Below are 26,113 nucleotides of genomic sequence, written 5' to 3'. Positions count from 1 at the left end.
GCGTCGTCGCGGGTGTAAAAAGGGGGCTCTCGGGCCCCCTTTTAGTCTGCGCTGTTGATCTGGCCAATATCGGCCAGACGATTGCCACCCTTAAAGGGCACGCCCAGCGCAGACTCGACGCCGTTTTCCAACTCGTTTACTGGGCGGCGGCGTCGCTGGTTTCGCTGGTCTCGTCAGTCTCGCTCACCTCGACGAATTCGTCGGGGTTGCCTTCCTTCGCCTTGCCGCAGGCATCGGCGATGGCCTGAACGTAGATCTGGATGGCGCGAATGGAGTCATCGTTACCCGGGATGACGTAATCGACGCCATCCGGATTGGAGTTGGTATCGACGACACCGATAACCGGGATGCCCAGCTTGTTGGCTTCGTTGATCGCGATGCGCTCATGGTCGACGTCGATCACGAACAGCGCGTCCGGAAGGCCGCCCATGTCCTTGATACCGCCGATGGAGCGCTCGAGCTTGTCCTGCTCGCGGGTCGCCATCAGAACTTCTTTCTTGGTCAGCTTCTCGAACGTGCCATCTTCGCGCATGCTTTCGAGTTCGCGCAGACGCTTGATCGACTGACGAATGGTCTTGAAGTTGGTCAACATGCCGCCCAACCAGCGATGGTTGACGAACGGCTGACCCACACGATTGGCTTCCTGCTTGATGATCTTGCTGGCGGAACGCTTGGTGCCGACGAACAGGATCTTGTTGCTGGAAGACGCCATCTTCTCGACGACACTGGTCGCTTCCAGCAGAGCCGGCAGCGTGTGCTCGAGGTTGATGATGTGGATCTTGTTACGTGCGCCGAAGATGTACTGACCCATCTTCGGGTTCCAGTAACGGGTCTGGTGACCGAAGTGTGCGCCTGCCTTGAGCAGGTCACGCATATTGACTTGTGCCATGATGACTCCTGAAGAATCGGGTTAGGCTTCCACACACCCCATGGATCCGACCGCTTGGCTAAGCCAACGCGGCACCCGGGACCATGTGCCGGTGCGTGTGTGTTTTTTATGACGCAGCACTCACTCGAATGCCGTCGTCGCTACTCGCTCGTGCCGATGGAATGCTGTCGCAGGCCATCCTGACCGTCTCATCTCGAGGACTGACAGACAGGCAGTCTTCGGGACTGATAGACGGGCAATTGCAGTCAAGCGCGCGGATTTATACCATAGAACGCACGCAAGATGAAGCCGACAGACGTCTTAACCCCGGCATCCCGGTGGACGTCCACCCTGTTTCGCGACTCTTCATCTTCCCCATCGCCCCCCATTGCGAGAACGCATGAACATTCCACGCAAGACGCCTGAAGAGATCGAAAAGATGCGCGAAGCCGGCCGTCAGGCCGCCGCGGTACTGGAAATGATCACGCCCCATGTGCGCGCCGGCGTTTCCACCGAAGAATTGGACAGACTCTGCGACGACTTCATCGTTCAGGAGCTCGGCTCGGTCTCCGCCTGCCTCGATTACCACGGCTTTCCGAAGTCGATCTGCACCTCGATCAATCACGTCGTCTGCCACGGCATCCCCGATGCCGACAAGAAGCTCAAGAACGGCGACATCATGAATATCGACATCACCGTGAAGACGCCGGACGGCTACCACGGCGACAGCAGCATGATGTTCGTGATCGGCGATACCATCCAGGGCGAGCGCCTTTGCCGTGTCACTCGGGAGAGCCTGTATAAAGGTATCGCCGAGGTTCGCCCGGGGGCCAAGCTGTCGGCCATCGCCCGAGTCATCCAGGACCATGCCGAGAAAGCCGGCTATTCGGTGGTCCGGGATTTCTGCGGCCATGGCATCGGCGCCGGATTTCACGAAGAACCCCAGGTGCTGCACTACGACGGTTACGCGGAAGAGGCCGATGCCGAACTCGCCGAAGGCATGTGCCTGACCATCGAGCCGATGCTCAACGCCGGCGGCTATCGCACCAAGGTGTTGAAGGATGGCTGGACCGCGGTCACCAAGGACAAGAGCCTGTCGGCTCAGTGGGAACACACCCTGCTGGTGACCGCGTCCGGGGTGGAAGTCCTGACCGCCCGTTCCGATGAAGACTTCAGCTTTCTGAAGGCTTGATCGCCCCGCCACCGCTTCGTCCCGCTACCGTTTCACCCTGGGAGACGCCCGCCGCATGCTGCTGCATCACTACCGCTTTCATCCGGACACGACCCTTTTCGATGCAGCGGCCTTTCGCGAGGCGCTGGCGCTGGAACGGCACCCGATCCCGCTGTTCAAGCAGGCACTGCAGACGATCCGCGATCGCCTGGACGAACGCTTCCGCAAAGGCGCCGATGTGCGCGACCTGGTCTACGGCCGCGCCTGGTGCCTGGACCGGCTGCTGCAGGTCGCCTGGGAGCGTTTCGACTGGCCGGATGCCAACGTCGCCCTGCTCGCGGTGGGCGGTTACGGCCGCGGCGAGCTCCACCCCCACTCTGACATTGACCTGCTGTTGCTGCTGAGACACGACGATGACACGCCCTACCGCGAATCGCTGACCGGCTTCATCACCTTCCTGTGGGATATCGGTCTCGAGGTCGGACAGAGCGTGCGCTCGCTCGCCGACTGCGAACGCGAGGCCCGCGGCGACATCACCGTCATCACCAATCTACTGGAAACCCGGACCCTGGCGGGACCGGAAAGTCTGCGCGAAGCCATGAGAGCACGCCTGTCGACCCAGCAGATGTGGTCGTCGGCGGCGTTTTTCGAAGGCAAATGGCAAGAGCAGATCACTCGCCACTACAAGCACAACAATTCCGAGTATCACCTGGAGCCCAATCTCAAGAGCGCGCCGGGAGGACTTCGCGACATCCAGATGATCGGCTGGGTCGCCAAGCGCCACTTCGGGCCGCTGCGCTACGAGGACGTAGTCGCCCAGGGCTTCATGAACGATGCCGAACTCAGAATTCTGAGCCAGGGTCAGGCCTTTCTATGGCAGGTTCGCTACGGCCTGCACATGATCGCCGGCCGTGCCGAAGATCGACTGCTGTTCGATCATCAGCGTTCCCTGGCCAAGCTATTCGGCTATGTCGACACGCCCCAGCGACTGGCCGTCGAGCAGTTCATGAAAGCCTACTACCGGCACGTCACCGCCCTGGCCGGCCTCAACGACATGCTGCTGCAGCATTTCGACGAAGTGATTCTCCACGCCGGCGAATCACTGGCGATCAAGCCGATCAACGCTCGCTTCGAGATTCGAGGCGGCTACATCCAGCATCGCCACCCCAACGTCTTCGTGCATCGGCCCGACGCGCTGCTCGAGTTGTTCCTGTTGATGGCCCAGCATCCGGAAATCGAGGGCGTGCGCGCCGACACCATTCGCAAGATCCGCGATCACCGCCATCTGATCGACGATACATTCCGCGATGACCTGCGCCACCAAAGCCTGTTCATGGAACTGCTGCGCAGCGGCGGCGACGTCCCGACTCAGCTCACGCGCATGAACCGCTACGGGGTGCTGGGCAAGTACCTCCCGGAGTTCGGCGAGGCGATCGGGTTGATGCAGCACGACCTTTTTCACATCTACACCGTCGATGCGCACACCCTGCGCCTGCTCAGCTTCCTGCAACGGTTTCGCGAGGAGCGCGACACCGACGAATACACCGTTGCCATCGATGTCATCCAAAAGCTGCCCAAGCTCGAGCTGCTGTGGATCGCCGGGCTCTATCACGATATTGGCAAGGGCCGTGGCGGCGACCATTCGGAGCTTGGCGCGGTCGATGCCGCCGAGTTCTGCCGCCGTCATGCGCTATCGAACTGGGACACCCGGCTGGTCGCCTGGCTGGTCGAACATCACCTGCTGATGTCGAAGACGGCCCAGAAGCGGGACATTTCCGACCCGGACGTGATTCATGGCTTCGCTCGCACCGTGCGCGACGAAACTCATCTCGACTACCTCTACGTACTCACCGTCGCCGACATCAGCGCCACCAATCCGACGCTCTGGAACGGCTGGCGTGCGTCGCTGATGCGCCAGCTCTACACCGAGACCCGCCGCGTGCTGCGCCGCGGCCTCGATAACACCGTCGATCGCCAGGGCTGGGTCAGCGAAACCCGCGAGGAAGCACTGGGGCTGCTGCGGGCAGTCGGCGCCGACGTGGCACGCGTCACCCGGCTGTGGCAAACCTTCGGCGAAGACTACTTCCTGCAGTACACCTCCAGCGAAGTCGCCTGGCAGACACAGGGCATCCTCGCCCATCACGACGATCATCTGCCGTTGATCCTGGTCAGCGCCCCCAGCGAGGACATGACCGAAGGCGGCACCAAACTCTTCATCCACACCCGCTCGGCGGACGACCTGTTTGCCGCCACCGCTGCCGCCATCGAGCAGCTGGGCCTGTCGATCCACGATGCCCGCATCGCCACCTCCAGCGACGACTGGACGCTCAACACCTTCATCCTGCTGGATGACGACGACGACGCCATCCGCGATCCCGCGCGCCTGGAAACGATTCGTCGCCATCTGGTGGAAGAGCTGGACGATCCCGACGACTATCCCCAGATCGTCAGCCGCCACACCCCGCGCCAGCTGAAGCATTTTCGGGTCCCGGTCGAAGTCATCATCGAGCAGGACCCGGCCAACGCCCGCACCTCGCTGGAGCTGATCGCGCCCGACCGCCCCGGCTTGCTGGCTCGCGTCGGCCGCATCTTCATGGAGCAGGACATCGCCCTGTCGACGGCGAAGATCGCCACCCTCGGTGAGCGAGTCGAAGACGTCTTCTTCATCACCGACAAGCGCGGGCAACCGCTGACCGACCCGGAAGCCCAGGCGCGTCTGCGGGCGCGCCTGTACGAGGTGCTCGACGTGTAGCATGCCGTCGCGGCAGCGAAGCCGTCTGTTCGCCGCCATGGGCGGGCGCTGTTCTTGGCAGCGTTTCTTCGGGCCGTCTGCTGTCATATCAACCGTCGTTTCTGACGATTTTTTGAGCTCCCGTCCGCGGGCGCCTATAATCGGCCGCTTTCTGAGAAGCGCACAACGGGCTCGTGACATGACCATCACCGTTTACGGCATCAAGACCTGCGATACCTGCCGCAAGGCCCGGCGCCAACTCGATGCGATGGACGTGGCGTATCGATTTCACGATCTGCGCGAGGATGGCCTCGATCCACGGCAACTGGATGCCTTCCTCGCCGGCGCCGACTGGCAGACGCTGCTCAATACTCGCAGCACCACCTGGCGCCAGCTCGACCCCGCGGACAAGCAGCCACTCGACGCCGAGCGGGCCCGTGAGCTGATGCTCGCCAACCCGACCCTGATCAAGCGCCCGATCCTGCAACGAACGGACCGGCAGCATACCGAGAGCGGCAGCGAAGACACCTTGATCGTCGGATTCGACGCCGACCGCTACGCCGCGCTGGTCTCTTGAGCATGCTGGTCTCTTGAGAGAGACCCGAGCGATGCCGCCCGCACTGACGATCTCGACGACTTTTCGACCATCATGAGGAACCTGCGATGCTGAGCTTCGCGCTAGGAATCGGCACCCAGAACAGCCAGGGCGACTGGCTCGAAATCTACTATCCGGCACCGCTGCACCAGCCCGACGACAACCTCGTAACGGCCGCACGCCAGGCGCTGGGCGCCGACGAAGCCGCCGACGTCGTCAGCTTTCTGCCGGAACACACCGCCAAGCTCGCGACGGCGTTGCGCGACGCCGGTGACGACGATCAGGCCGACATCGCCGAGGCCTTTGCCGACGCGCAGCGCCCGCTGGTTGCGGTCTTTCTGGATGAGGATCGCGCGCCGACCAGCGTGCCGGAGGTCTATCTCAAGCTGCATCTGCTCTCTCATCGACTGGTCAAGCCCCATGGCGTCAAGCTCGACGGCATGTTCGGTCTGCTCAAGAACATCGCCTGGACCAACGAAGGCGCCATCGATGTCGAAGAGCTGCCGGCACGTCGTCTCAAGGCCCGTCTCGCCGGACGTCCGCTCTCCGTGGACTGTGTCGACAAGTTCCCCAAGATGACCGACTACGTCGTGCCCAAAGGGATCCGCATCGGCGATACCGCCCGCGTGCGTCTCGGCGCGCACCTGGGCGAAGGCACCACGGTCATGCATGAGGGTTTCTGCAACTTCAATGCCGGCACCGAAGGCCCGGGCATGGTCGAAGGCCGTATCTCCGCTGGCGTGTTCGTCGGTAAGGGCTCGGATCTGGGCGCCGGCTGCTCGACGATGGGAACGCTCTCGGGCGGCGGCAACGTGGTGATCAAGATCGGCGAAAACTGCCTGGTCGGCGCCAACGCCGGCCTCGGCATCCCGCTGGGCGACCGCTGCACCGTCGAAGCCGGGCTGTACGTCACGGCCGGCGCCAAGGTCACCGTGCTCGACGATCGGGGCGAGGCGGTCCAAACGGTCGCTGCCCGGGAACTCGCGGGCCAGGACGATCTGCTGTTCATGCGACACTCGGTGACCGGTCGCCTGGAGTGCCGCACCAACAAGAGTGCAGTCGCTCTCAACGAATCCCTTCACGCTCACAATTGATCCGGCCCTGCCGGTCGGCCGCCCTGGAGAAAGGCATGTCTCAAGCGTCACGGACGATAGCGTCACCGTCTACCGCCCGCTCGGCCACGCTGGCGCTGGCGCTCGAACTGCTCGAGCGACCGTCGGTGACCCCGGACGATCACGGCTGTCAGACACTGATGATCGAACGTTTGGAGCGCATCGGCTTTCAGGTCGAGCGGATGACGATCGGCGGCATCGAAAACTTCTGGGCGACGCGCGGCCAGCACGGCCCGCTGCTGGCCTTCGCCGGCCATACCGACGTGGTGCCCAGCGGCCCGGAGCGCGAATGGGATCATCCGCCGTTCGAGCCGGTCATCGATGACGCCGGCTTTCTCTGCGGTCGCGGCGCCGCCGACATGAAAGGCAGTCTGGCGGCCATGGTGACGGCAGCCGAGCGCTTCGTTGCCGCCCATCCCGATCATCACGGCCGGATCGCCTTCCTGATCACGGCCGACGAGGAAGGGCCCGCGATCCATGGTACCCGCGCGGTCGTCGAGCGTCTGCGCGAGCGCCACGAGCCGTTGGACTACTGCATCGTCGGCGAGCCCTCCTCGACCCGACAGCTCGGCGACGTGATCAAGAACGGCCGCCGCGGGTCGCTGGGCGGCGTGCTGCGCGTGCGCGGCATTCAGGGCCACGTCGCCTATCCGCATCTGGCGCGCAATCCGATTCACCAGGCGCTGCCAGTGCTGTCCGAGCTGGTCAACGAACCGTGGGATGCCGGCAACGACTTCTTCCCGGCGACCAGCTTCCAGATTTCCAACCTCTATGCGGGGACCGGCGCCACCAATGTCGTTCCCGGCGAGCTGGAAGTGACGTTCAACTTCCGCTACTCAAGCGAAGTCACCCAGGATCAGCTGCGCGAGCGGGTCGAGCACAAGCTCGCCGCGCATGGACTCGACTACCAGCTCGACTGGACGCTCAACGGCGAGCCTTTCCTGACCGCGGCGGGCGAGCTGCTCGAGGCCGCGCAGGACGCCTGCGAGACGATCACCGGGCACCGCCCGGCGCTCTCGACTTCCGGCGGCACGTCCGACGGTCGCTTCATTGCTACACTGGGCACACAGGTGATCGAGTTGGGTCCCGTCAATGCCACTATCCACCAGGTCAACGAACGCATCCGTGCCGACGACCTCGATACCCTGAGCCGCATCTACGAAGCCACACTCGAGCGGCTATTTGCCTGAGGAACCCATGGAGCGTTTTCCTGATATCGAAATCTACCTGGCGGTCGCCGATATCGACGCCATCACCCGGTGGCTGCGCGAGGCGCTCGGCGATGGCGAGATGACCCTCGACCGCGCCGGCAAGGGAATCTGGCGCGGCAGGGCAGCGGGCGCCGAACGCGCCATCGGCGTCATGCTCGTCGAGCGCGCGGCAGACCGCTATGCCAGCCTGTGGTTCGATTGCGACGCCACGCCGTGGCCGCGAGATACCGACTGCGCCCGCGACGCCGCGCGTGAACTGGGCTGCGAGGCACGCTGCTCTCTCGGCGGCTGGCAACCCGGTGACGACCCCGACCGCTTCTGGCAGGTTCTGCCGGACGGCCGCGAAAACACCATCGACTGGCCGGATTCGGGTCGCTGATCACAGCGTACCTACCGAACTGCAAACCATCTGACAGGGAGTCAATGACATGGCGGAATCCAAACCAGTCATCTACGCCGCCATGGGCGGCAACTTGCTCATCGCGATCAGCAAGTTCGTCGCAGCCACCATCACCGGCAGCTCGGCCATGCTTTCCGAAGGCATCCACTCGGTGGTGGACACCGGCAATCAGGTTTTGCTGCTGTTCGGGATGAAACGGGCCAAACAGCCACCCAGCCCGCAATTTCCCTTCGGTCATGGCAAGGAAGTCTATTTCTGGAGCTTCGTGGTCGCCCTGCTGATCTTTGCGGTCGGCTCCGGCGTCTCACTCTACGAGGGGGTGATGCATATTCTCCACCCCGAGCCGATCGAGTCGCCACTGGTCAACTATATCGTGCTCGGGCTGGGCATTCTGTTCGAGGGCGCCTCCTGGGCCTTCGCACTCAATGAATTCCGCAAGACCAAGGGCAAGTGGAGCTACGTAGAGGCCGTGCACCGGGGCAAGGATCCCTCGATGTTCGTGGTCATCTTCGAGGACTCCGCCGCCCTGCTCGGCCTGCTGGTGGCACTGGCTGGCGTGGCGTTGTCCCAGTGGACGGGCATTCTGCTGTTCGACGGTATCGCCTCGGTGATCATCGGCCTGATCCTTGGCGGTACTGCGATCTGGCTGGCGATGGAGACCAAAGGCCTGCTGATCGGCGAGAGTGCCAATCCGCACGTCGTCGAGAGCATTCGCCAGCTTGCCGCCGAAGCCGACGGTGTCGAAGGGGTCAATGAGGTGCTGACCATGCACATGGGTCCGAACTTCATCCTGGTCAATCTCAGCGTGCGTTTCGCCCGCGGCACGCCCGCCGAGCGGATCGAAAGCACCATTGCCAAGCTGGATAGCGAGATCAAGCAAAAAAACGAGAGCGTCAAGCGAGTCTTCGTCGAGGCCGAAGCCCGTGCCGGGGTCGACGAGATTCCTCAGGCCGCCGCGACCGAATGACCCGGCGACCACGAGCGCCACGGCGCGACGAACAAGAGATGATCGGCAAAAGAGGGGAGCCGGAAACGCGGTGACATGGCGCTACGGCACCTCCTGCTCGACTTCGCGCGCTCCGGTACTGCCGGTAGGCTGCGCCATGCCAACGCGGCCGATACCGGGCAGCTTGAGCGCCGGTGACTGCCAGTCGACGCCGACCGTCAGCCCCAGCAGGTCCAGCTCTAAGCCCTCGTCCCAGGCCAGCATGACGCCGAACAGACCGCCCAGCGATAGCTGGTAGCCGGTGTCGGTGGGCGTTCGCGCCACGAGCTGTCCGGGGAGATAATCCTTGCCGATCGCGTTGGGCGGAAAGTCCACCGACAGTTCGGGCACCTGCCGCACTACCCAGGCGATGAAAGTGTTGCTATTGGGTCCGGGCCAGATCCGGTAACGATCAGGATCAGGATAGTCGGGTACCACACGCTCGATCCCGTCGATCGCCCTCGCCGCCTGGTCTCCTCGGATATCCGCCAGCAGCGTCGGTGGATTGCCGTACCATTGGCGATCCGGCTGCGCATAGCCCGTTTCCACCGTGGGCCGACGCCAGCTCAGTACCTGATAGACGCGATAGCGGCTGGCACCCTCGGCCTTGGTCGCGATCCAGGTATGCACGCCGAATGCGCCGCGCCACTCGAAGGTGCGCGCCGCATAGACCTGAACGACTGCCTCGCGAGCCTCTCCCGGATCCGGCGCCAATCCGCTCGAAGAACGATCGGCGCCCTGCCAGTCGGCATGCATCGGTACCTGCTGGGAAGCCAGCATGTAGCCAGGTCCCAACAGCAGCACGACGATGAAGAGCAAGAGCGCCAGCACGAAGACCAGCGTGCGCTTGAGTAGGCGAGATAAATCCATCGAGATAGCGGATTCCAAAGGGTGAGTCGAACGTCGGGGGTTGAATCGGCGTCTCATGACCCACATAACACTCATCAATCTCGAATCGAACTTCAAGGGTTTTTCACATGGCTATCGTCGATCCACGTACCGGACAGCCGCTGACCGGCCCCGAAGAAAGCCGTCAGAATGGCGCCGGCAACACCGTTGCCGCGGAAGACGTCATCGTCGACGTCACGCTGGAAAACTTTCAGCAGGTCGTGCTCGATGGTTCGATGCAACATCCGGTGCTGCTGCAGAGCTGGGCCAATTCGAGCGAGTCGTGCCAGACGCTGAAACCGGTGCTGGAGAAACTCGCCAAAGAGTATGCCGGGGCCTTCGTGCTGGCGCGCCTCGATACCGAGGCCTTCCCCCAGATCGCCTCGCAGCTGGGCGTGCGCTCGGTGCCGGACGTCAAATTGATTTCCCAGGGCCAGCTCTACGACCAGTTTCAGGGCGCGCTACCCGAGAAGCAGATACGTGAATGGCTGGGCAAGTATCTCGAGGCGCCGGCCGAAGCGTCGCAGAGCCCTGAAGAGATGGCCGAAGCGGCACTGGCCTCTGGCGACACCGACACCGCCGAGGCGATCTATCAGGAACTGATCCAGCAGTATCCGGAACATTACGATTACCAGATCGATCTCGCTGGCGTACGAGTGGCCGCTGGCCGGACCGACGAGGCCAAGCAGATTCTCGATAATCTGCCGCCGGAACACCGCGATGCGGCGAAGGCACGCGGCGTGCGAGCGCGTATCGAATTTGGCGAGGAGGCCTTGAGTCAGGCCGAGATCGATGCGCTGGGTGAACGCGACGACAGCGAAGCCCAGTATCAGCGTGCCATGCGCCAGATCGCCGACGGCCAGTACGAGACCGGACTCGAGGCGCTACTGACGGTGATGAAGCGCGACCGCGCCTATGGCGAAGACGCCGCCCGCAAGACATTACTGCGGGTTTTCGACGCCCTGGGTGCCGAGCATCCGCTGACGGTCACCTACCGCCGCCGACTGTTCGCCATGCTTTACTGAACATGCCCGATTACTGAACACGCCCGACGATAGCCGGCGCCGAACGTTCTCGGCGCCGGATATCTTTTGGGTCTCAATCGGAAAGCAGGCGATCCAGCCGTAGCAGTGCTTCCTCCAGCCAACTCCGCGGCATGCCGAAGTTGAGCCTAACGAATCCGGGCCAGCCAAAATCGGCACCGTCGGAGAGCGCTACCCGTGCTTCCTCGAGCAGGTGCTGCTGCGGCGAATCGGCCAACGCGCTGTGACGAAAGTCCAGCCATGCCAGATAGGTCGCCTCCGGTGTCGACATCGTGACGCCCGGCCAGCGCGAAACATGTGCTTCCACCATGGCCAGGTTGTCTCGCAGCTCGCCCAGCAACGCCTGACGCCACGCCTCGCAGTCGGTATAAGCCGCCAGCGATGCGCTCAAGCCGAGCACGTTGACGCCGGGCATGAGGCCGGCAGCCGCGACCTGGAACCGCCGCCGCAGGTCATCGTCGGCAATGATCGCGCAGGCGGCCGACAGCCCGGCAATATTGAACGTCTTGGACGGTGCCCATAGCGTGATCAGCCGATCCGCCAGCTCGGGGCACAGCTGGCCGAGCGGACGGTGCGGCTGCGAAGGGTCGAGAATCAGATCGCAGTGCAGCTCGTCGGAAACGACGATCAGATCGTGGCGCACCGCCAGTCTAGCGAGCCCCTCGAGCTCATCGGCACTCCACACGCGCCCGGTAGGGTTATGCGGATGGCACCATAGCAACACGCGAGTATTGGGCTGGATCGCCGCCTCCAGCGCCTCGAGATCGAGCCGCCAGGGCCCGCCGGCTGTCACGGGTTCGGCCAGTTCGAATGTCTGCGCCTCGCGACCGACATTGTCGGCCACGCTCAGAAACGGCGGATAGATCGGAGTCGCGGTGAGCACGCCCTGGCCCGGCTCGCTGAACGCCATCGCCGCCAGATTGAGCGCCGGAACCACACCGGGCACCCACAGCTGCCACGCGGTGTCGATCGTCCAGTCGTAATGGTGTCGGCTCCAGTCGTTCAGCGCTTGCTTTAAACTCTCCGGCACCCCGCCGTAGCCGAATACGCCGTGCTCGACACGCGACTCGAGCGCGTCGAGCACGGCCGGTGGTGAGCGGAAGTCCATGTCGGCGACCCACAGCGGCAGGACATCTTCATCGTACTGCTGCCACTTCTTGGTAGGGTGCTGGCGGCGATCGATACGCGTGGCAAAATCGAAGTTCACGATAGTGATCTCATCATCGAAATGGATTGACGAACATGTGCGAGCGGCCTGACCTTGCGGACAATGCTTCCCCTCGACCCTTCTACGCTCGGGTGTTGGCCGGCAACTCGAAACTGGTCGGACACTGGCTCCTGCTGGGACAGGCCGATCCCGACCGTCTGGCCATGATTCTGGCCGATACGGCGCGCATCGCCAAGCTGGGGGAGCCCGAATCGACGCCGGACGGTGCCACGCTGACGCACTGGAGCGGCGACGCTACCCCGCCGCGCTGGGCCGCGAGAACGTCGCTGTTCCTGCTGGTGCAGATGCCGGGAAAGCCCCGCCCCCGGGACGACGACGAGGCCTGTGCCTGGGCCTACTGCTGGTTGCACAATCGCCAATTCGAGGCGTTCGAGACGGCGCGCGATTCACTGCCCGCCCATCTGCGAGAGTGTCTCGCGGCACCGTTGGCCGAAGCATGGCAGGACTATCGCGGCCAACGCCTGGTGTAGCGACGAGCCCGGGATCCGGACCGACTCTAAGCCAATTAATCCTCGGGCCAGGCAATCGTCGGGCCAGCCAATCATCGGGCCGGCCATCGTCGAGCCGGCCATCGTCGAGAGAACCCGCAACTCGGCATGCGACAGTCACGTCTCGCGGCTTGCATAATGATCGGCCAGGGCACATCGTCCATTCATCGCCATGGCAGCGTCGACGACAAAGGCGTCGCCATCGCGTGATCAGCTTGGCAACATGTCCGGGCTTCCCGCCCGCCGTCGAGGCCCAGGAGTTGGCTCATGACACCCGCGATACGGCTACTGGAGTCCCACGGCATTGCCCACCAGGTCACCAGCTACGAGCTGGAGAATGACTCGGAATCCTACGGATTGGACGCCGCTCGGGCGCTCGCGCTAACTCCCGCCAGTGTGTTCAAGACGCTGCTCGCTCAGCTCGACGATGGTCGTCTGGTGGTCGCGCTGGTGCCCGTCGATGCCTCGCTGGATCTCAAGGCGCTGGCCAAGGCCACCGGCACGCGCAAGGCGCGCATGGCCGAGATCGCCACGGCCGAACGCAGCACCGGCTATCTGGTCGGCGGCATCAGCCCGCTGGGCCAGAAGAAGTCGCTGCCGACCTTCATCGATGAGAGCGCCATCAACCTGGAAACGGTCCATGTCAGCGGCGGTCGTCGCGGCCTGGAGCTGTCGCTGGCACCCACCGACCTGATCGCCCTGACCGCAGCTCGTACTGCGGATCTGGCGCGACGCGGATAACCCTCGCATGTCGATCGACTTCGACCTGTGGATCGATCCCGACGATCATGAACGCCATCGTGCGATCGAGCGTGTGCTGGAGCACTATTTCCTGGAGCGTCTGGCCGACTATCCGCACCTGCGTTTGCCGGGCCCGGATCCCTACGACTATGATGCGCCGTTCAATCGGCTGCATACCGTGCTGGTCGAGCGTGCCCGCGATCATCTGCTGCGCGACTACCTCTATTCGCCCACGCCGATGCAGCTGAGCCAGGCCTTCTACCGCGCCGTGGCTCGCTCCCACAAGATCATACTGGACTGAAATCATGCTGGACCGAGGTCATGCTGGACTAATTCATACTGGACCAAGCCATAACGGACTAAGTCATACCGGACCTAGCCATACCGGACCTAGCCATAACGGACCTAGCCATAACGGATCTAGCCATAACGGATCTAGCCATACGGGATTCTTCCCATGGTGATTCACCCTGATCAGGCACCGACCGAAGCGCAACTGGCCACGATCGCCGAGCAGTTGGGTCGCCCGCCCCGGGGCCTGGAGGCAGTCGCCGCCACCGATGGCCTCGGCCGCCCGCTGGTGCTGCGCATGGCACCGATCGTCGATGACGCGCCCTTCCCGACCCTTTACTGGCTCTCCTGCGAGCGGCTCAAGGTCGTGCTGTCGCGGCTCGAGGCCAGCGGCGTGATCAAGGAGCTGGAAGCCCGGCTGCAGCAGGAGCCCGAATGGCTCGCCAGCTATCACCAAAGCCACGCCGATTATGTCCGCCAGCGCTGGAATTTCATGACCGACGCGCAACGCGAGGCGGTCGAACAGCGCGGTTACTCGCAATTGATGCGTGAACGCGGCGTCGGCGGAATCACCAACTGGGATCAGGTGCGCTGCCTGCATACGCAGTACGCCCATCATCTCTGCGGCGACAACGCCATCGGTCGCTGGCTCGACGCAGAGTACGACGTCGCTGCCAGCATTCCCTGATCGCCACCGTTCCCATCCTCTTTCTTCGTTCAGGAGTGACAGCGTGCAAATCTGTGTTTATCTGGGGTCACGCGAAGGCAACGATCCACGTTTCGCCGAGGCGACGGAAGCTCTAGGCGCAGCAATTGCCAGGCGCGGCTGGGGCCTGGTCTACGGTGGCGCCCGCAACGGTCTGATGGGCAGACTGGCCAACGCCTGTCTCGCCGAAGGCGGTGAAGTGATCGGCGTGATGCCCGAGCACCTGGTGCAGCGCGAAGTCTCGCATCACGGCCTGAGCCGGCTCATCCGGGTCGACAACATGCACGAGCGCAAGGCCGCGATGGCGGCACATGCCGACGCATTCATCGCCCTGCCCGGCGGTATCGGCACGCTCGAGGAGCTGTTCGAGATCTGGACCTGGCGCTATCTGGACCTCCACCCCAAACCGCTCGGCGTGCTCAATGTCGCCGAGTTCTACTCGCCGCTGCTGACCTTCCTCGACACCACGGTCGAACACGGCTTCCTCAACGTTTCGACCCGCCGCACGCTGCTGGCCGAGGGGGATATCGAAACCCTGCTGGACCGTCTGGCCGAAAGTGCCAAACTTGACGGTGCCAATGTCTAGTATCGGCGGCGTATCGAAAGGCCACGTTCAAACCGAGCGCCGTTCAAAAGAGACGGTCAGCGAAAGCGACAATTAGCGAAAGCGACGGTCGCCGAAAGTGTCGATTCTCGATAGCGCCGGTTCGACAAGCACCAAGCCCGTGACGCGACCGTCACCTCATCGACGCCACCGTATCCATCAAGGAGGATTTCGCATGCAAGCCATTGCCATCGACGACCAGCGGCTGATCTGGCGCGACCACGAGGATCCGGGCCCGCTCGGCGCCAACGACGTGCGCATCGATGTCGCCTGGGCAGGCATCAATCGCGCCGATCTGATGCAGCGCGGCGGCAATTATCCGCCGCCGCCGGGTGAGTCCGAGATTCCCGGACTGGAAGTGAGCGGAACGATTACCGAGACCGGCCGTGACGTTGAACGCTTTCGCCACGGCGACCGGGTCTGCGCCCTGCTCGCCGGCGGCGGCTACGCCGAGCAGGTGGTGGTCAACGAAGCGCAGGTACTGCCGATTCCTCAGGAGCTGGGGCTGCGCGAGGCCGCCGCGCTACCCGAAGTCTTCGCGACCGCCTGGCTCAACCTCTACATGGAAGGGGCGGTTCAGACGGGCCAGCGCGTACTGCTGCACGCCGCCGCCAGCGGCGTCGGGACGGCCGCGATTCAGCTCTGCCGCGCGTTCGGCAACCCCTGTTTCGTCACCGCGGGCAGCGCCGACAAGCTGGAAGCCTGCTATCGGCTGGGCGCGGACGCCGGCTGGAATCGCCATGACGGCAGCTTCGTCGACGCGGTGAAGGACTGGGGTGGTGCCGACATGATTCTCGATCCGGTGGGTGGCGACTATATCGCCCAGGATCTGGCGGTTCTGAACGCCGATGGCCGACTGGTGCTGATCGGTCTGATGGGCGGACTGGAAGCGCAGGTCAACCTGGGCCGGATGTTGATGAAGCGTCAACGGCTGATCGGATCGACCCTGCGCTCTCGTTCGGCGAAGGCCAAAGGCGCGATTCTCGATGCGCTGTACGCGCACGTCTGGCCCCGACTGAGCCGCGGCGAGATCAAACCGTTGATCGCCGGCACCTGGCCGGTGCAGGAAGCGGAAACCGCGATGCAGCACCTGTCGGACAACGCCAATATCGGCAAGATCCTGTTGAGCGTCAGCGGCAAGGGTTGAGTCGTCGCCGCGCCTTCATGAGCCTGGGTCATGAACATGGGGCGACCTGGCGCGCGGCAATCGACGCGGGACGTTCCGCCCGCCCTGCACGCTGTTCGATGAGTGGCCGTTCGAGGAGGCGCTATTCGAGAAAGGCGCTATTCGAGAAAGGCGCTGTTCGAGGACGCGCTGTTCGAGGCAGGTGGTTATTCGAGAAAAGTGCTATTCGAGATTCAGCGTCGCCTTGTAGGTCAGCTGCAGCAGGCGGGCGTCGTCGCCGGCCCGGTGGCGACGGATGCCGTGGGCTTCGATGACCCGCTCCTTGGCCGCGGCCCAGCCCTCGGTCTGCGCTTCGCTCAGCAACCGCCGCAACGCCTCCAGGCGAAATCGCGGCAGCATCCCGGCCTGGTCGAACAGCAGCGACAGCCAGGTGTTGTCGTAGCCCCAGCTATCGCTGTAGGCAATGCCGATGGAGGCGAGTTCGTCGTTGAGCCAGCGAGCGACTTCGATCGGCGGGTGGCCTTCACGCATCAGTCGCGACCGAGATATGCCATGCAGCAGCTCTGCCTTGGGATCCCAGTGCGTCCACTCTTCGCCGGGTTGAATCAGAAACGCGCAGCGGCTCCCATCGGGCCGGGCCAAGCCGATCTCGATGGGATAACTGCCACGGCCAAAACCGGAAGCTTCGATGTCTAGCAGGGTGGGCAGCAACACGTTGCGGGCTCCCTCTCCATGATGCCGTCTCATCTTGCGACGCCGATGAGGCATCATCATGACAGCGTTGGGGCGTGACTTCATCCCGCCACCGGAGGGTGACGGGATGCAAGCGGAGTGCTCCGACGGTTGCGGGCGGTCAGTGCGTGGCGAGCGCGGCAGGCGTCTCGCCGTTGGGTCCGTCTGCAGCGAGATTGAGCGCCCAGCGTTGCCATTCGTCCGCGCGCGCAGGGTCATGGGGCAAGCCCAGCTCACCGCGGCGATACGCATCGGCCAGCCGCTGAGCCGCCTGGAGATGGCCATTCTCGCCGGACCGCGCATACCAGGTCACCGCGTGATGCACGTTGGGCTGATACTGCGAGCAGCCAAGCTCATAGATGCGTCCGGCCTGATACTGAGCGTGACTATCGCCCTGCTGGGCCGCCTGCAGCACATAGCGAGCACCGGTCGACTTGTCCCGCGGCGAGATCCCGCGATGCATCAGGACGCGACCGTAGAGCGAACGCGCCGGTACGTGACCGGCGTCGGCGCAACGCTTGAACCAGCGCAGCATGAAGCGCTGCTTGCCCGGCGAGCCCGTCATCCAGCGCGTATGGCTAAGCTGCGTGGCCAGCTGAAACTCGAAGCGCGTAAAGAAAGAAAACGTCTGTGGCATAACTGACAGTGACCCTGGAGACTGGGATCCGTTAACGGTCCGAACTACCGTGTCGATCTGGACGCCTCTTGTTCTCTATGAGCGCACGCTGCCTGGACAGCGTGCCGCTTCTTACAATCTATGGCGCGTCGGAATCGACTCTACACAGGCGCGCTCGACCGGGGCCGAGCGGCGAAAGGCCGCAAGAATACGCCTGCCCGGGCAGCGACTCAACCCCTGACGCCCGGGCCGGGTTTGCCGCCTCACAGCGGCGCCAGTAACATACGATTTTCACCGCCTTTTTCGTCACGGTCCGGTTCCTCTCGACCCGGCGTTTTTACCCTCTGGAGCGCAACATGCAGCGACGCCCTCTCGGCAACACCGACATGCAGGTCTCGCGCCTGTGCCTCGGCACGATGACCTTCGGCGAGCAGAACACCGAAGCCGAAGCCCATGAGCAACTCGACCGCGCCATCGCCGCCGACATCAATTTCATCGACGCTGCCGAGATGTACCCGGTGCCGCCGAAGCCCGAGACTCAGGGACGCACCGAAGCCTATATCGGCAGCTGGCTACAGAAACGTGGCAAGCGCGACGATCTGATCATCGCCAGCAAGGCAGCAGGGGCCGGCCGGGGCATGGAGCATCTGCGTGGTGGCCCGCGCCATACCCGCGAGCAGATCCACCAGGCACTGGACGCGAGTCTGAAGCGCCTGCAGACCGACTATCTCGATCTCTATCAGCTCCACTGGCCGGACCGGCACGTCAACTGCTTCGGCCAGCTGGGCTATCTGCCCGGCGACGACAGCGATGCCACACCGCTGGAAGAGACCCTGGGCGCGCTGAAAGAGGCCATGGATGCCGGCAAGATCCGCGCCGTGGGGCTTTCCAACGACACCCCCTGGGGCGTCATGCGCTGCCTGCATCTGGCCGAAACCCAAGGCCTGCCGCGGGTCGCCAGCGTCCAGAATCCATACAATCTGCTCAACCGCAGCTTCGAGATCGGCCTGTCCGAAATCGCTCATCGCGAGTCCGTCGGCCTGCTGGCCTACTCTCCGCTGGCGTTCGGCGTGCTCTCGGGCAAGTATCTCGACGGCCAGAAGCCAGCCAAGGGCAGGCTGACGCTGTTCGAACGCTTCTCCCGCTACACCTCCGAACTGGCGAACGAGGCGACCCAGGCGTACGTCGACATCGCCCGCGAGCACGGCCTCGATCCGGCTCAGATGGCGCTGGCCTACGTCACGTCGCGGCCGTTCGTCACCAGCAACATCATCGGCGCGACCACGCTCGAGCAGCTCGAGACCAATATCGGCAGTGACTCGCTCGAGCTCTCCGACGAGGTGCTGGAAGCGATCGAGGGCGTGCACCGGCGGATCTCCAACCCCTGCCCCTGATATCCGCCGAAGACCTGTTTCCCGACTTCCACACGCTACGGTAGGCAACGCCATGCTCAGTATCCTCTCTCCGGCCAAGACGCTGGACTTCGAGACACCCTCGACGACATCCGCCGTCACCCAGCCCGACTATCTCGATCTGAGCCGGGAACTGATCGACATCCTGCGTGGATACTCTCCCCAGCAGCTGTCGGAACTGATGGGCATCAGCGACAAGCTCGCCGGGCTCAACGCCGCCCGCTATGCCGACTGGAAGACGCCGTTTTCGCTCGACAATGCCAAGCCCGCGGCGCAGGCCTTCCAGGGCGACGTCTACGTCGGCCTGGAAGCGGCCAGCTTCGGCAAGGCTGACAACGCCTTCGCTCAGGACCACCTGCGGATCCTGTCCGGGCTCTACGGCATGCTGCGACCGCTGGATCTGATCCAGCCCTACCGGCTGGAAATGGGGATCCGTCTGGAGAATGCCGCCGGCAAGGACCTGTATGCCTACTGGCAGGATCGCTTGACCCAGGATCTGGACAAGGCAGTCGCCGCCAGCGGCAGTTCAACGCTGGTCAATCTCGCCTCCAACGAGTACAGCAAGGCGATCGACTTCAAGACGCTCGAGGCCGAAGTCGTCTCCCCGGTATTCCAGGACGAGAAGAACGGCCAGTTCAAGATCATCAGCTTCTATGCCAAGAAGGCCCGCGGGCTGATGGCGGCCTGGCTGATCCGTGAACGGATCGACAAGCCCGCGGCACTGACCGGGTTCGACGTCGCCGGATATCGCTACGCGCCGGACCAATCGAAACCGGGCAAACCCGTCTTCCGTCGGCGCGAGCAGGACCGTGACTGAACAGCCGTGACTAAACAGCCGTGACTGAATGGCCGAGGTTGAATGGCCGGGGCTGAACGACCCCGACTAAAGAATCCGATCCGACGCCGATTCGTTCAGCTTCCATTCATGAGGGTCTGCGATAATGCTCGCAGTAACGAGTGCATCTGATCGATACCAATCGAGAAGCTGGCACTCGTCCCGGATAACGATGATTTTCAGGAGAACGCCATGCGGCATCTGCTCGTCATGTTGATGGTCGGCCTGCTCGGCTTCGGTGCCGCGGTCGATCACGCCGAAGCCCGCCGAATGGGCGGCGGCAAGAGCTTCGGCTCCTACTCGCGCTCGGTACAGCAGCCAACCACGACCCGCAGCAACGCTGCCGCGCCGCCGCGTCAGCCGAGCGCCGGCCTGTCGCGCTTCGCCGGGCCGCTGGCCGGCATGCTGGCGGGCGGCCTGCTGGCATCGCTGTTCTTCGGCGGCGCCTTCGACGGCTTACGGATGATGGACATGCTGCTGATCGCGCTGGTGGCATTCATCGCCTTCCGGCTCATTGCGGGGCGTCGACGCCATGCCCCGGCCGGCCATCGCGACGGCGGTCAGCCGCGTGACGCGTCGCAGGAAGCTCAGTCGCAAGAGACCCGGTCGCAGCCGTCCGCGTTCATGGGCGACAACGCCACCGGAACGAGCACCGGCGGCATCGCCACCGAGCCGCAGTGGTTCGACCGCGAACGCTTCCTGACCGGTGCCAAGGAGCATTTCACTACCCTGCAGCGCGCCTGGGACAACAACGATCTGAGCCAGATCCAGGAGTATGTGACCCCCGAGCTCTACAACCTGCTGAAGGCGGAACGCATGGCGCAGCCGGCCAACAATCGCACCGAGATCGTGCGTCTGTTCGCGGAACTGGGCAGCGTGCAGGAGATCAAGGACGAAGCCGAAGCGACCGTACTGTTCCATGGCGTACTCGAGGAGAACGGTGAAGAGACCGAGTTCAACGAGACCTGGCATCTGAAGCGCGCGCTGCGCGATGGCTCTCCCTGGTACGTTCAGGGCATCGAGCAGAACCCCAGCGTCTAGCTTCATCGCCTGGCATTCGGCCAGCCGTGATGCCAGAGCGATTGGAATAAGCGCCTAAAAAAGAGGCCCGAGCCTNNAGGCTCGGGCCTCTTGCGTATGTTCTCTCGCCGGCACGCTCGCCGGCCCGCTCTCCGGCACGTTACCGCGCCGGCTCCCGGACCACCATCAGTCGTCGCGATCGACCGCGAAAGCCGACCAGGCCTGACGCGTCGGCATCACTTCCAGACGATTGAAGTTGATGTGCGCCGGCAAGGTCGAGATATAGAACATCTGCTCGGCGATATCCTCGGCGGTCAGTGCGGTGGTGCCGTTATACAGCTTGTCGGAAGCCGTCTGATCGCCGCCGGTGCGAACCAGCGTGAACTCGGTCTCGGCCATGCCCGGTGCCAGATCGGTTACCCGCACGCCGGTCCCTTGCAGATCGCAGCGCAGGTTGTAGCTGAACTGCTGGACGAACGCTTTGGACGCGCCGTAGACATGGCTGCCCGGATAGGGCCACTGGCCGGCGATGGAGCCGACGTTGACGATCGTCGATCCTTCACCGACCTCGATCAGCGTCGGCAGCAGCGCATGGGTGACGTTGACCAACCCGGTGACGTTGGTATCGATCATCGTATGCCAGTCCTTCAGCGCCACCTTCTGTGCCGGCTGCGGCGCCAGCGCCAGCCCCGCGTTATTGATCAGCGTACGCACGCGCTTGAACGCTTCCGGCAGCGCATCGACAGCCCGCTGCACGGCCTCGTCGTCGCGCACGTCCAGCACCACGGTGTGCACGTCTACCTTGTCGGACAGCTCGGCCTTGAGCGCATCGAGCCGCTCGCCGCGACGCCCGGACAGCACCAGCGACCAGCCGGCACGAGCAAACCGATGGGCAGCGGCGCGACCGAATCCGGAGGTGGCCCCGGTAATGAAAACGACATCGTTCACGATATTCTCCTCGTCAGACTTCGATGGAACGGGTGCTTATCCGCACCCGTCATTTATCGTCGGCGTTGATTCCGGGCGCCTTCAACCAGCAAGCGCTTCCCGAACCAGCACCCAGACCGATAGCGCTATCAGCAGCGGCGCCACGGTCACTTTCAGCGAGCGTGGCTTCGAGCGCTCGAACACCCATTGCCCCAGCAGATTGCCGATCAGTGCCGGTATCAGGAGCCATGCAGCCCGTGCCAGCGTTTCACGGCTCAACTCGCCGGCCAGGCCCAATCCGACCAGCGACGCACTGCTGCTGGCGGCGAAGAACAGGATCGCCGTGGCTCGCAGGCCCACCGGCGGCAGGCGCTGATGCAGCAGGTAGAGCATCAACGGTGGCCCGCCGGACGAGGCCAACGTCATGCACAGCCCGGAAACGCCGCCGGCCATCACGCTCGGCCAGCCGCCTCCCTTCGCTTCGCGTCCGGTCGGGCCCGATTCGATCTCGCCCATGTCCGGGCGTGGTTCACGCCGCAGCAGCAGGGCCGACGCACCGGCCAGCGCCAGCAGGGCGACCGCAATCCGCATCGGCGCGGCCGGCAGCGTCGCAATCAGGCTCACGCCGACCCCGGTCGCCACTACCATGCCACAAAGTAGCCGTTGAAGGCGTCGCCAGTCGGCCAGCCGAAAGGCGCGGCGCCACAGCCCGGCACTGGTGACCAAATCCAGCAGCAACGCCAACGGCACGGCTTCGATCGGCGGCAAAAACAACATCAGCCCCAGAGCCAGCAGCATGGCAAAGCCGAACCCGCAGTATCCTCTGACCAGTCCGGCAAAGCACGCCAGACCGATGGCCGGCCACAGCTGGGGCATCGATGACATCATACTGCTGACTCCTCCGCTGGTCTGTGGGTTTCGAGCGTCCACGGCGCTTCACGCCGCGAGCCGTAACCCTAACCAGCCACCCGGCGCCGGGGTAGAGCCAGTTTCCTCCCCGCAGCGGGACATCGCCGCGCCGCCCTTACGACATAGCCTGGTGAGCGACTCAGGACGCGACTGTCACGACCGCCGCTGAATTCTGGCTCTACGCGATTCGATCCTCGCCCCCTAGTCTTGAATCAGGATATCGAAATCATCGCCAGAGCTGTCGCGTTCGACCGGAGGCGTCGGCCCTTTTTTCCTTATCTGCTTGTCGCCTGATCTGTTTGTCGTCTAGCCGTCGACCTACTCCAGCAACCCGACACGCTTCGGCAACCGGATATTAGTCAGCCACCCTCAACAGCAGGAACTCCGCCATGACCGACACCATCACCCGCAAAGACGTGTCCAATGAGTACGTCCACCAGCTCGATCGCCAGCACGTGTTCCACTCGTGGTCGACGCAGGGCAATTTGTCGCCGATGGTGATTGCGGGGGGCAAGGGTTGCCGGCTATGGGATTACGCCGGCAAGGAGTATCTGGATTTCAGCAGCCAGCTGGTCAATACCAACATCGGTCACCAGCATCCCAAAGTGATCGCCGCCATCCAGGCCCAGGCCGAGACGTTGACCACCGTCGCCCCGGCCCACGCCAACCTGGCCCGCGGCGAAGCGGCCAGGCGCATTCTCGAACGGGCGCCTTCCGGCTTCGGCAAGGTGTTCTTCACCAACGCCGGCGCGGATGCCAACGAGAACGCCATGCGCATGGCGCGCAGCGTGACCGGCCGCGACAAGATCCTGTCGGCCTATCGCTCCTATCATGGCAATACCGGCGCGGCGATCGTCGCCACCGGCGACCCGCGCCGCGTTCCCAACGAATTCGCCCGCGGACACGCTCACTTCTTCAACCCGTTCCTCTACCGCAGCGACTTCTGGGCCGGCAACGAAGAAGAGGAGTGCCAGCGCGCGCTGCAGCATCTGAAGCGGGTGATCGAGTGCGAGGGGCCGACCGCCATCGCCGCGATCCTGCTGGAGTCGATTCCCGGCACCGCCGGTGTGCTGATTCCGCCCAAGGGCTACCTCGAAGGCGTGCGTAAGCTCGCCGATCAATACGGCATTCTGGTGATCTTCGATGAGGTCATGGCCGGCTTCGGCCGCACCGGACGCTGGTTCGCCCTCGAGCATTTCGGCGCCAAGCCGGATCTGATCGTGTTCGCCAAGGGCGTCAATTCCGGCTACGTGCCGGCCGGCGGGGTGATCATTTCCGACGCGATCTGCCGCCATTTCGACGATCTCATGTTCTTCGGCGGCCTGACCTATTCGGGCCATCCGCTGGCGATGGCTTCGATCGTCGCCACGCTGGATGCCATGAGCGACGAAGGCATCGTGGAAAATGCCGACCGTGTTGGCAACGGACCGCTGGCCGCCGGGCTCCAGCAACTCGTGAAAGATCACGCCATCGTCGGCGAAACCCGCGGCCTCGGTGTCTTCCACGCCCTCGAGCTGGTCAGCGATCGCCACACCCGCACGCCGCTACCGGCCAAGGAGATGGGGGCGATCAAGAACGCGCTGATCGCCAAGGGCCTGCTGCCGTTCGTGGTCGAGAATCGGATCCACGTCGTACCGCCGTGCATCGTCAGCGAAGCGGAAGTCGCCGAGGGTCTGGGCATTCTCGATCAGGTGCTGGGCGAGTTTGCGGCTGGCTGATCGGTCTCATAAGACCAGACACAGACACGCGACCGGCGACATGCCGGTCGCCGTCATCTGGATGAACGCAGGCGCTTGAATGCGCCCAAGAGGCTTGCCTAGCCGAAAGCGCGGGCCAATCGGCTGATGCCCGGCGCAATGCGCTCGGCATCAATGGCGCCGAACCCCAGGCGCATGAAGTTACGCGGCGGGGCCTGATCGAAGAAGTGCTGGAAACCGGGCTCGATCAGGACGCCATGCTGCGCGGCCTGCCACGCCAGCCGTTGGGTATCGACCGACTGGGGGGCTTCCAGCCAGAACACGCTGGCATGGTCGCCGCCGACTCGACGGCAGGTGGGTAGATCCTGCCCGATGGCGGCATCCATGATCTCCCAGCGATGACGCATCTCGTCGGCGAACAGCCTGAGATAGCGATCGTAATGCCCCTGGGACAGAAACTGCGCCAGCTGCTGCTGCAGCCCGGTCGGCGGGTGGCGATACATCAGCCGGCGCAGTGCGCGAAGCTCCTCGATCAGTTCGGCGTCGGCCACCACGTAGCCCAGCCGCAGGCCTGGCGATAGCGGCTTCGACAGACTACTCATGTAGATCACGCGGGAGCCGGCCCGGCTCGCCTTCAATGCCGGCTGGGCGTGGCGATCGAAATTGACTTCGGCATCGTAGTCGTCCTCCAGCACAATCTGATCGCGACGCTGGATCTGCTCGATCAACGCCTCGCGCCGCCGCCGGCTCATGGTCACCCCGGTGGGTCCCTGATGGCTGGGCGTGACGTAGAGGTAATCGCTCTTCGCGGCCGCGGCGTCCAGGCACATGCCCTCGCCGTCGATCGACTGATAACTGAGCTGAGCCCCCTGGCGCAGGAAGACGTTGGCGGCTTCGCGATAGCCGGGGTTCTCCATCGCCACCCGCGTCCGCGCATCGAACAGCAGCTGGGCGATCAGAAACAGCGCGTTCTGGGAGCCGAGGGTGATCAGGATCTCGTCGCTGCGCGCATGGATGCCGCGCTTGGGCAGCACTCGGGTTCGCAGCTGCTCGACCAGCATGGGATCGTCCTGATCGTAGCGATCGCTCAGCCAATGGCGCTCGCGCCGTCCGCCCAGCAGCCGTCGCGATGTCTCGCGCCACTGCTCCAGGGGAAACAGCCGGGTATCGAGCTGGCCGTAAACGAAGGGAAATTCGTAGTTCATCCAGTTGCCGGGGCGCAGGACACCCTGCAGATGGCTGGGCCGATGGGTGAACCGGCCGCCCCAGCTTGGTGCATCCACGACTTCGTCGCCCATTCTTCGGCCCGATTCGAGGGCATCGGACTCGTGGCAGGCGCCGGATTCCTGATAGGTATCGTGCAGGTAGTAGCCGCTGCGCGGCCGGCTGATCAGATAGCCATCTTCCACCAGCCCTTCGTAGACGAGCGCCACCGTATTGCGCGAAATCCCCAGCTGCAGCGACAGCTTGCGGCACGAGGGCAGCGCCTCCTCGGCGGGAATCGTTCCGGTATGAATGGCATCCAGCAGCGCCTCGCGCAGCTGTTCCTGCAGGCCACGCTGAATATCGAAATCGAGATGAAAGTAGTGATCGAGCATGCCGAGTCCCGCCCCGTGGCTGAACTCCATACGCTGCAAGATTTGCGCCAGTTCCTTTTTCGTCGACCAGCCACTTCACCGACTCGCTACGCTATTCTCGGTGCCGCAGTTCGAGACCTGAGTCTGTGTCTGTGGCAAGGTCCCGAAAAATCGGCCTCAAGGCCTGTCTCGACGAGATC

The 26,113-nt window shown here is 63.8% G+C and carries 26 protein-coding genes; 18 read left to right on the top strand and 8 right to left on the bottom strand.

Annotated features, from left to right (window positions below; translation table 11 throughout):
* Positions 1-136: 136 nt before the first annotated feature.
* Positions 137-889, bottom strand: a complete 753-nt coding sequence (gene rpsB / locus DOM58_RS08500; protein ID WP_110692501.1) for a 30S ribosomal protein S2 — start codon at positions 887-889, stop codon at positions 137-139.
* A gap of 379 nt (positions 890-1,268) precedes the next feature.
* On the opposite strand from rpsB, the gene map reads away from it, so the two are divergent.
* The 7 genes from map (at position 1,269) to DOM58_RS08465 (ending at position 9,055) form a co-directional block, all read left to right on the top strand.
* Positions 1,269-2,060, top strand: coding sequence for a type I methionyl aminopeptidase (gene map, locus DOM58_RS08495; protein ID WP_110692500.1), 792 nt, complete (start codon positions 1,269-1,271; stop codon positions 2,058-2,060).
* A 55-nt stretch (positions 2,061-2,115) separates the two neighbouring features.
* Complete coding sequence (locus DOM58_RS08490) at positions 2,116-4,791, top strand: [protein-PII] uridylyltransferase (RefSeq protein WP_110692499.1); 2,676 nt, start codon at positions 2,116-2,118, stop codon at positions 4,789-4,791.
* Between the two features lie 178 nt (positions 4,792-4,969).
* Entirely contained in the window at positions 4,970-5,347 is a 378-nt protein-coding gene (locus DOM58_RS08485; protein WP_075561075.1) for an ArsC family reductase, read from the top strand.
* A gap of 86 nt (positions 5,348-5,433) precedes the next feature.
* Positions 5,434-6,459 carry a 2,3,4,5-tetrahydropyridine-2,6-dicarboxylate N-succinyltransferase gene (gene dapD / locus DOM58_RS08480; protein WP_110692498.1) on the top strand — a complete coding sequence of 342 codons (1,026 nt, stop codon included), beginning with the start codon at positions 5,434-5,436 and terminating at the stop codon, positions 6,457-6,459.
* 35 nt (positions 6,460-6,494) lie between these two features.
* Positions 6,495-7,667 (top strand): succinyl-diaminopimelate desuccinylase, encoded by a 1,173-nt coding sequence (dapE, locus tag DOM58_RS08475; protein WP_110692497.1) that lies wholly within the window; start codon positions 6,495-6,497, stop codon positions 7,665-7,667.
* 7 nt (positions 7,668-7,674) lie between these two features.
* Entirely contained in the window at positions 7,675-8,067 is a 393-nt protein-coding gene (locus DOM58_RS08470; protein WP_075561072.1) for a hypothetical protein, read from the top strand.
* 49 nt (positions 8,068-8,116) lie between these two features.
* Complete coding sequence (locus DOM58_RS08465; RefSeq protein ID WP_075561071.1) at positions 8,117-9,055, top strand: cation diffusion facilitator family transporter; 939 nt, start codon at positions 8,117-8,119, stop codon at positions 9,053-9,055.
* Between the two features lie 81 nt (positions 9,056-9,136).
* Here DOM58_RS08465 and DOM58_RS08460 read toward each other — a convergent pair whose 3' ends face one another.
* Entirely contained in the window at positions 9,137-9,943 is an 807-nt protein-coding gene (locus DOM58_RS08460) for a DUF3750 domain-containing protein (protein ID WP_110692496.1), read from the bottom strand.
* Positions 9,944-10,050: 107 nt separating this feature from the next.
* Here DOM58_RS08460 and DOM58_RS08455 point away from each other — a divergent pair, with 107 nt between their 5' ends.
* Positions 10,051-10,986 (top strand): tetratricopeptide repeat protein, encoded by a 936-nt coding sequence (locus tag DOM58_RS08455; RefSeq protein ID WP_075561069.1) that lies wholly within the window; start codon positions 10,051-10,053, stop codon positions 10,984-10,986.
* A 73-nt stretch (positions 10,987-11,059) separates the two neighbouring features.
* Here DOM58_RS08455 and DOM58_RS08450 read toward each other — a convergent pair whose 3' ends face one another.
* Positions 11,060-12,211, bottom strand: coding sequence for a MalY/PatB family protein (locus tag DOM58_RS08450; RefSeq protein WP_110692495.1), 1,152 nt, complete (start codon positions 12,209-12,211; stop codon positions 11,060-11,062).
* A 35-nt stretch (positions 12,212-12,246) separates the two neighbouring features.
* Between DOM58_RS08450 and DOM58_RS08445 the strand changes: the two genes are divergently transcribed.
* The 6 genes from DOM58_RS08445 (at position 12,247) to DOM58_RS08420 (ending at position 16,209) form a co-directional block, all read left to right on the top strand.
* Positions 12,247-12,702, top strand: coding sequence for a hypothetical protein (locus DOM58_RS08445; protein ID WP_110692494.1), 456 nt, complete (start codon positions 12,247-12,249; stop codon positions 12,700-12,702).
* 285 nt (positions 12,703-12,987) lie between these two features.
* Entirely contained in the window at positions 12,988-13,461 is a 474-nt protein-coding gene (ybaK, locus tag DOM58_RS08440; protein ID WP_110692493.1) for a Cys-tRNA(Pro) deacylase, read from the top strand.
* 7 nt (positions 13,462-13,468) lie between these two features.
* Positions 13,469-13,762: a hypothetical protein gene (locus DOM58_RS08435; protein WP_110692492.1), complete on the top strand. Its 294-nt coding sequence runs from the start codon at positions 13,469-13,471 to the stop codon at positions 13,760-13,762.
* 156 nt (positions 13,763-13,918) lie between these two features.
* The gene (locus DOM58_RS08430; protein WP_075561064.1) at positions 13,919-14,440 is read left to right on the top strand and encodes a DUF501 domain-containing protein; all 522 of its coding nucleotides are present in this window, start codon (positions 13,919-13,921) and stop codon (positions 14,438-14,440) included.
* A 43-nt stretch (positions 14,441-14,483) separates the two neighbouring features.
* Positions 14,484-15,044, top strand: a complete 561-nt coding sequence (locus DOM58_RS08425; RefSeq protein ID WP_157957517.1) for an LOG family protein — start codon at positions 14,484-14,486, stop codon at positions 15,042-15,044.
* A 193-nt stretch (positions 15,045-15,237) separates the two neighbouring features.
* Complete coding sequence (locus DOM58_RS08420) at positions 15,238-16,209, top strand: NAD(P)H-quinone oxidoreductase (protein WP_075561062.1); 972 nt, start codon at positions 15,238-15,240, stop codon at positions 16,207-16,209.
* 201 nt (positions 16,210-16,410) lie between these two features.
* Here the strand turns inward: DOM58_RS08420 and DOM58_RS08415 are convergent, their stop codons facing one another.
* Entirely contained in the window at positions 16,411-16,902 is a 492-nt protein-coding gene (locus DOM58_RS08415; protein WP_245392201.1) for a 3'-5' exonuclease, read from the bottom strand.
* A gap of 139 nt (positions 16,903-17,041) precedes the next feature.
* Entirely contained in the window at positions 17,042-17,557 is a 516-nt protein-coding gene (locus DOM58_RS08410; RefSeq protein ID WP_075561061.1) for a tetratricopeptide repeat protein, read from the bottom strand.
* 335 nt (positions 17,558-17,892) lie between these two features.
* Here DOM58_RS08410 and DOM58_RS08405 point away from each other — a divergent pair, with 335 nt between their 5' ends.
* The 3 genes from DOM58_RS08405 to DOM58_RS08395 all read left to right on the top strand — a co-directional run bounded on the left by DOM58_RS08405 (position 17,893) and on the right by DOM58_RS08395 (position 20,824).
* Positions 17,893-18,930, top strand: coding sequence for an NADP(H)-dependent aldo-keto reductase (locus DOM58_RS08405; RefSeq protein ID WP_075561060.1), 1,038 nt, complete (start codon positions 17,893-17,895; stop codon positions 18,928-18,930).
* A 52-nt stretch (positions 18,931-18,982) separates the two neighbouring features.
* The gene (yaaA, locus tag DOM58_RS08400; protein WP_075561059.1) at positions 18,983-19,765 is read left to right on the top strand and encodes a peroxide stress protein YaaA; all 783 of its coding nucleotides are present in this window, start codon (positions 18,983-18,985) and stop codon (positions 19,763-19,765) included.
* A 210-nt stretch (positions 19,766-19,975) separates the two neighbouring features.
* On the top strand, positions 19,976-20,824 hold the full coding sequence (locus tag DOM58_RS08395; protein ID WP_110692491.1) for a Tim44 domain-containing protein: 849 nt from the start codon (positions 19,976-19,978) through the stop codon (positions 20,822-20,824).
* A gap of 165 nt (positions 20,825-20,989) precedes the next feature.
* Here the strand turns inward: DOM58_RS08395 and DOM58_RS08390 are convergent, their stop codons facing one another.
* Positions 20,990-21,751, bottom strand: a complete 762-nt coding sequence (locus DOM58_RS08390; protein ID WP_110692490.1) for an SDR family NAD(P)-dependent oxidoreductase — start codon at positions 21,749-21,751, stop codon at positions 20,990-20,992.
* Positions 21,752-21,832: 81 nt separating this feature from the next.
* Positions 21,833-22,615: a sulfite exporter TauE/SafE family protein gene (locus tag DOM58_RS08385; protein WP_223162149.1), complete on the bottom strand. Its 783-nt coding sequence runs from the start codon at positions 22,613-22,615 to the stop codon at positions 21,833-21,835.
* Between the two features lie 413 nt (positions 22,616-23,028).
* On the opposite strand from DOM58_RS08385, the gene DOM58_RS08380 reads away from it, so the two are divergent.
* The gene (locus tag DOM58_RS08380; RefSeq protein WP_110692489.1) at positions 23,029-24,357 is read left to right on the top strand and encodes an aspartate aminotransferase family protein; all 1,329 of its coding nucleotides are present in this window, start codon (positions 23,029-23,031) and stop codon (positions 24,355-24,357) included.
* Between the two features lie 98 nt (positions 24,358-24,455).
* On the opposite strand, the gene DOM58_RS08375 is transcribed toward DOM58_RS08380, so the two are convergent.
* Positions 24,456-25,964, bottom strand: a complete 1,509-nt coding sequence (locus tag DOM58_RS08375) for an aminotransferase-like domain-containing protein (RefSeq protein WP_245392240.1) — start codon at positions 25,962-25,964, stop codon at positions 24,456-24,458.
* Between the last annotated feature and the right edge of the window lie 149 nt (positions 25,965-26,113).

It is taken from the genome of Salinicola halophyticus, assembly GCF_003206695.1.
In the GTDB taxonomy this organism is placed as follows: Bacteria; Pseudomonadota; Gammaproteobacteria; order Pseudomonadales; family Halomonadaceae; genus Salinicola; species Salinicola halophyticus.
The sequence above is the reverse complement of the archived record's forward strand: the minus strand, read 5'-3'. Positions and strand labels throughout refer to the sequence as shown.

What these genes read in the sequence shown, in the direction of transcription:
- DOM58_RS08410 (WP_075561061.1), bottom strand. Translation starts at nt 17,557, where the DNA reads ATGCCACAGACGTTTTCTTTCTTTACGCGCTTCGAGTTTCAGCTGGCC.
- DOM58_RS08395 (WP_110692491.1), top strand. Translation starts at nt 19,976, where the DNA reads ATGCGGCATCTGCTCGTCATGTTGATGGTCGGCCTGCTCGGCTTCGGT.
- DOM58_RS08470 (WP_075561072.1), top strand. Translation starts at nt 7,675, where the DNA reads ATGGAGCGTTTTCCTGATATCGAAATCTACCTGGCGGTCGCCGATATC.
- DOM58_RS08435 (WP_110692492.1), top strand. Translation starts at nt 13,469, where the DNA reads ATGTCGATCGACTTCGACCTGTGGATCGATCCCGACGATCATGAACGC.
- DOM58_RS08455 (WP_075561069.1), top strand. Translation starts at nt 10,051, where the DNA reads ATGGCTATCGTCGATCCACGTACCGGACAGCCGCTGACCGGCCCCGAA.
- dapD (WP_110692498.1), top strand. Translation starts at nt 5,434, where the DNA reads ATGCTGAGCTTCGCGCTAGGAATCGGCACCCAGAACAGCCAGGGCGAC.
- DOM58_RS08485 (WP_075561075.1), top strand. Translation starts at nt 4,970, where the DNA reads ATGACCATCACCGTTTACGGCATCAAGACCTGCGATACCTGCCGCAAG.
- DOM58_RS08380 (WP_110692489.1), top strand. Translation starts at nt 23,029, where the DNA reads ATGACCGACACCATCACCCGCAAAGACGTGTCCAATGAGTACGTCCAC.
- DOM58_RS08460 (WP_110692496.1), bottom strand. Translation starts at nt 9,943, where the DNA reads ATGGATTTATCTCGCCTACTCAAGCGCACGCTGGTCTTCGTGCTGGCG.
- DOM58_RS08490 (WP_110692499.1), top strand. Translation starts at nt 2,116, where the DNA reads ATGCTGCTGCATCACTACCGCTTTCATCCGGACACGACCCTTTTCGAT.
- map (WP_110692500.1), top strand. Translation starts at nt 1,269, where the DNA reads ATGAACATTCCACGCAAGACGCCTGAAGAGATCGAAAAGATGCGCGAA.
- DOM58_RS08385 (WP_223162149.1), bottom strand. Translation starts at nt 22,615, where the DNA reads ATGTCATCGATGCCCCAGCTGTGGCCGGCCATCGGTCTGGCGTGCTTT.
- yaaA (WP_075561059.1), top strand. Translation starts at nt 18,983, where the DNA reads ATGCTCAGTATCCTCTCTCCGGCCAAGACGCTGGACTTCGAGACACCC.
- ybaK (WP_110692493.1), top strand. Translation starts at nt 12,988, where the DNA reads ATGACACCCGCGATACGGCTACTGGAGTCCCACGGCATTGCCCACCAG.
- dapE (WP_110692497.1), top strand. Translation starts at nt 6,495, where the DNA reads ATGTCTCAAGCGTCACGGACGATAGCGTCACCGTCTACCGCCCGCTCG.
- DOM58_RS08375 (WP_245392240.1), bottom strand. Translation starts at nt 25,964, where the DNA reads ATGGAGTTCAGCCACGGGGCGGGACTCGGCATGCTCGATCACTACTTT.
- DOM58_RS08430 (WP_075561064.1), top strand. Translation starts at nt 13,919, where the DNA reads ATGGTGATTCACCCTGATCAGGCACCGACCGAAGCGCAACTGGCCACG.
- DOM58_RS08420 (WP_075561062.1), top strand. Translation starts at nt 15,238, where the DNA reads ATGCAAGCCATTGCCATCGACGACCAGCGGCTGATCTGGCGCGACCAC.
- DOM58_RS08465 (WP_075561071.1), top strand. Translation starts at nt 8,117, where the DNA reads ATGGCGGAATCCAAACCAGTCATCTACGCCGCCATGGGCGGCAACTTG.
- rpsB (WP_110692501.1), bottom strand. Translation starts at nt 889, where the DNA reads ATGGCACAAGTCAATATGCGTGACCTGCTCAAGGCAGGCGCACACTTC.
- DOM58_RS08445 (WP_110692494.1), top strand. Translation starts at nt 12,247, where the DNA reads ATGTGCGAGCGGCCTGACCTTGCGGACAATGCTTCCCCTCGACCCTTC.
- DOM58_RS08405 (WP_075561060.1), top strand. Translation starts at nt 17,893, where the DNA reads ATGCAGCGACGCCCTCTCGGCAACACCGACATGCAGGTCTCGCGCCTG.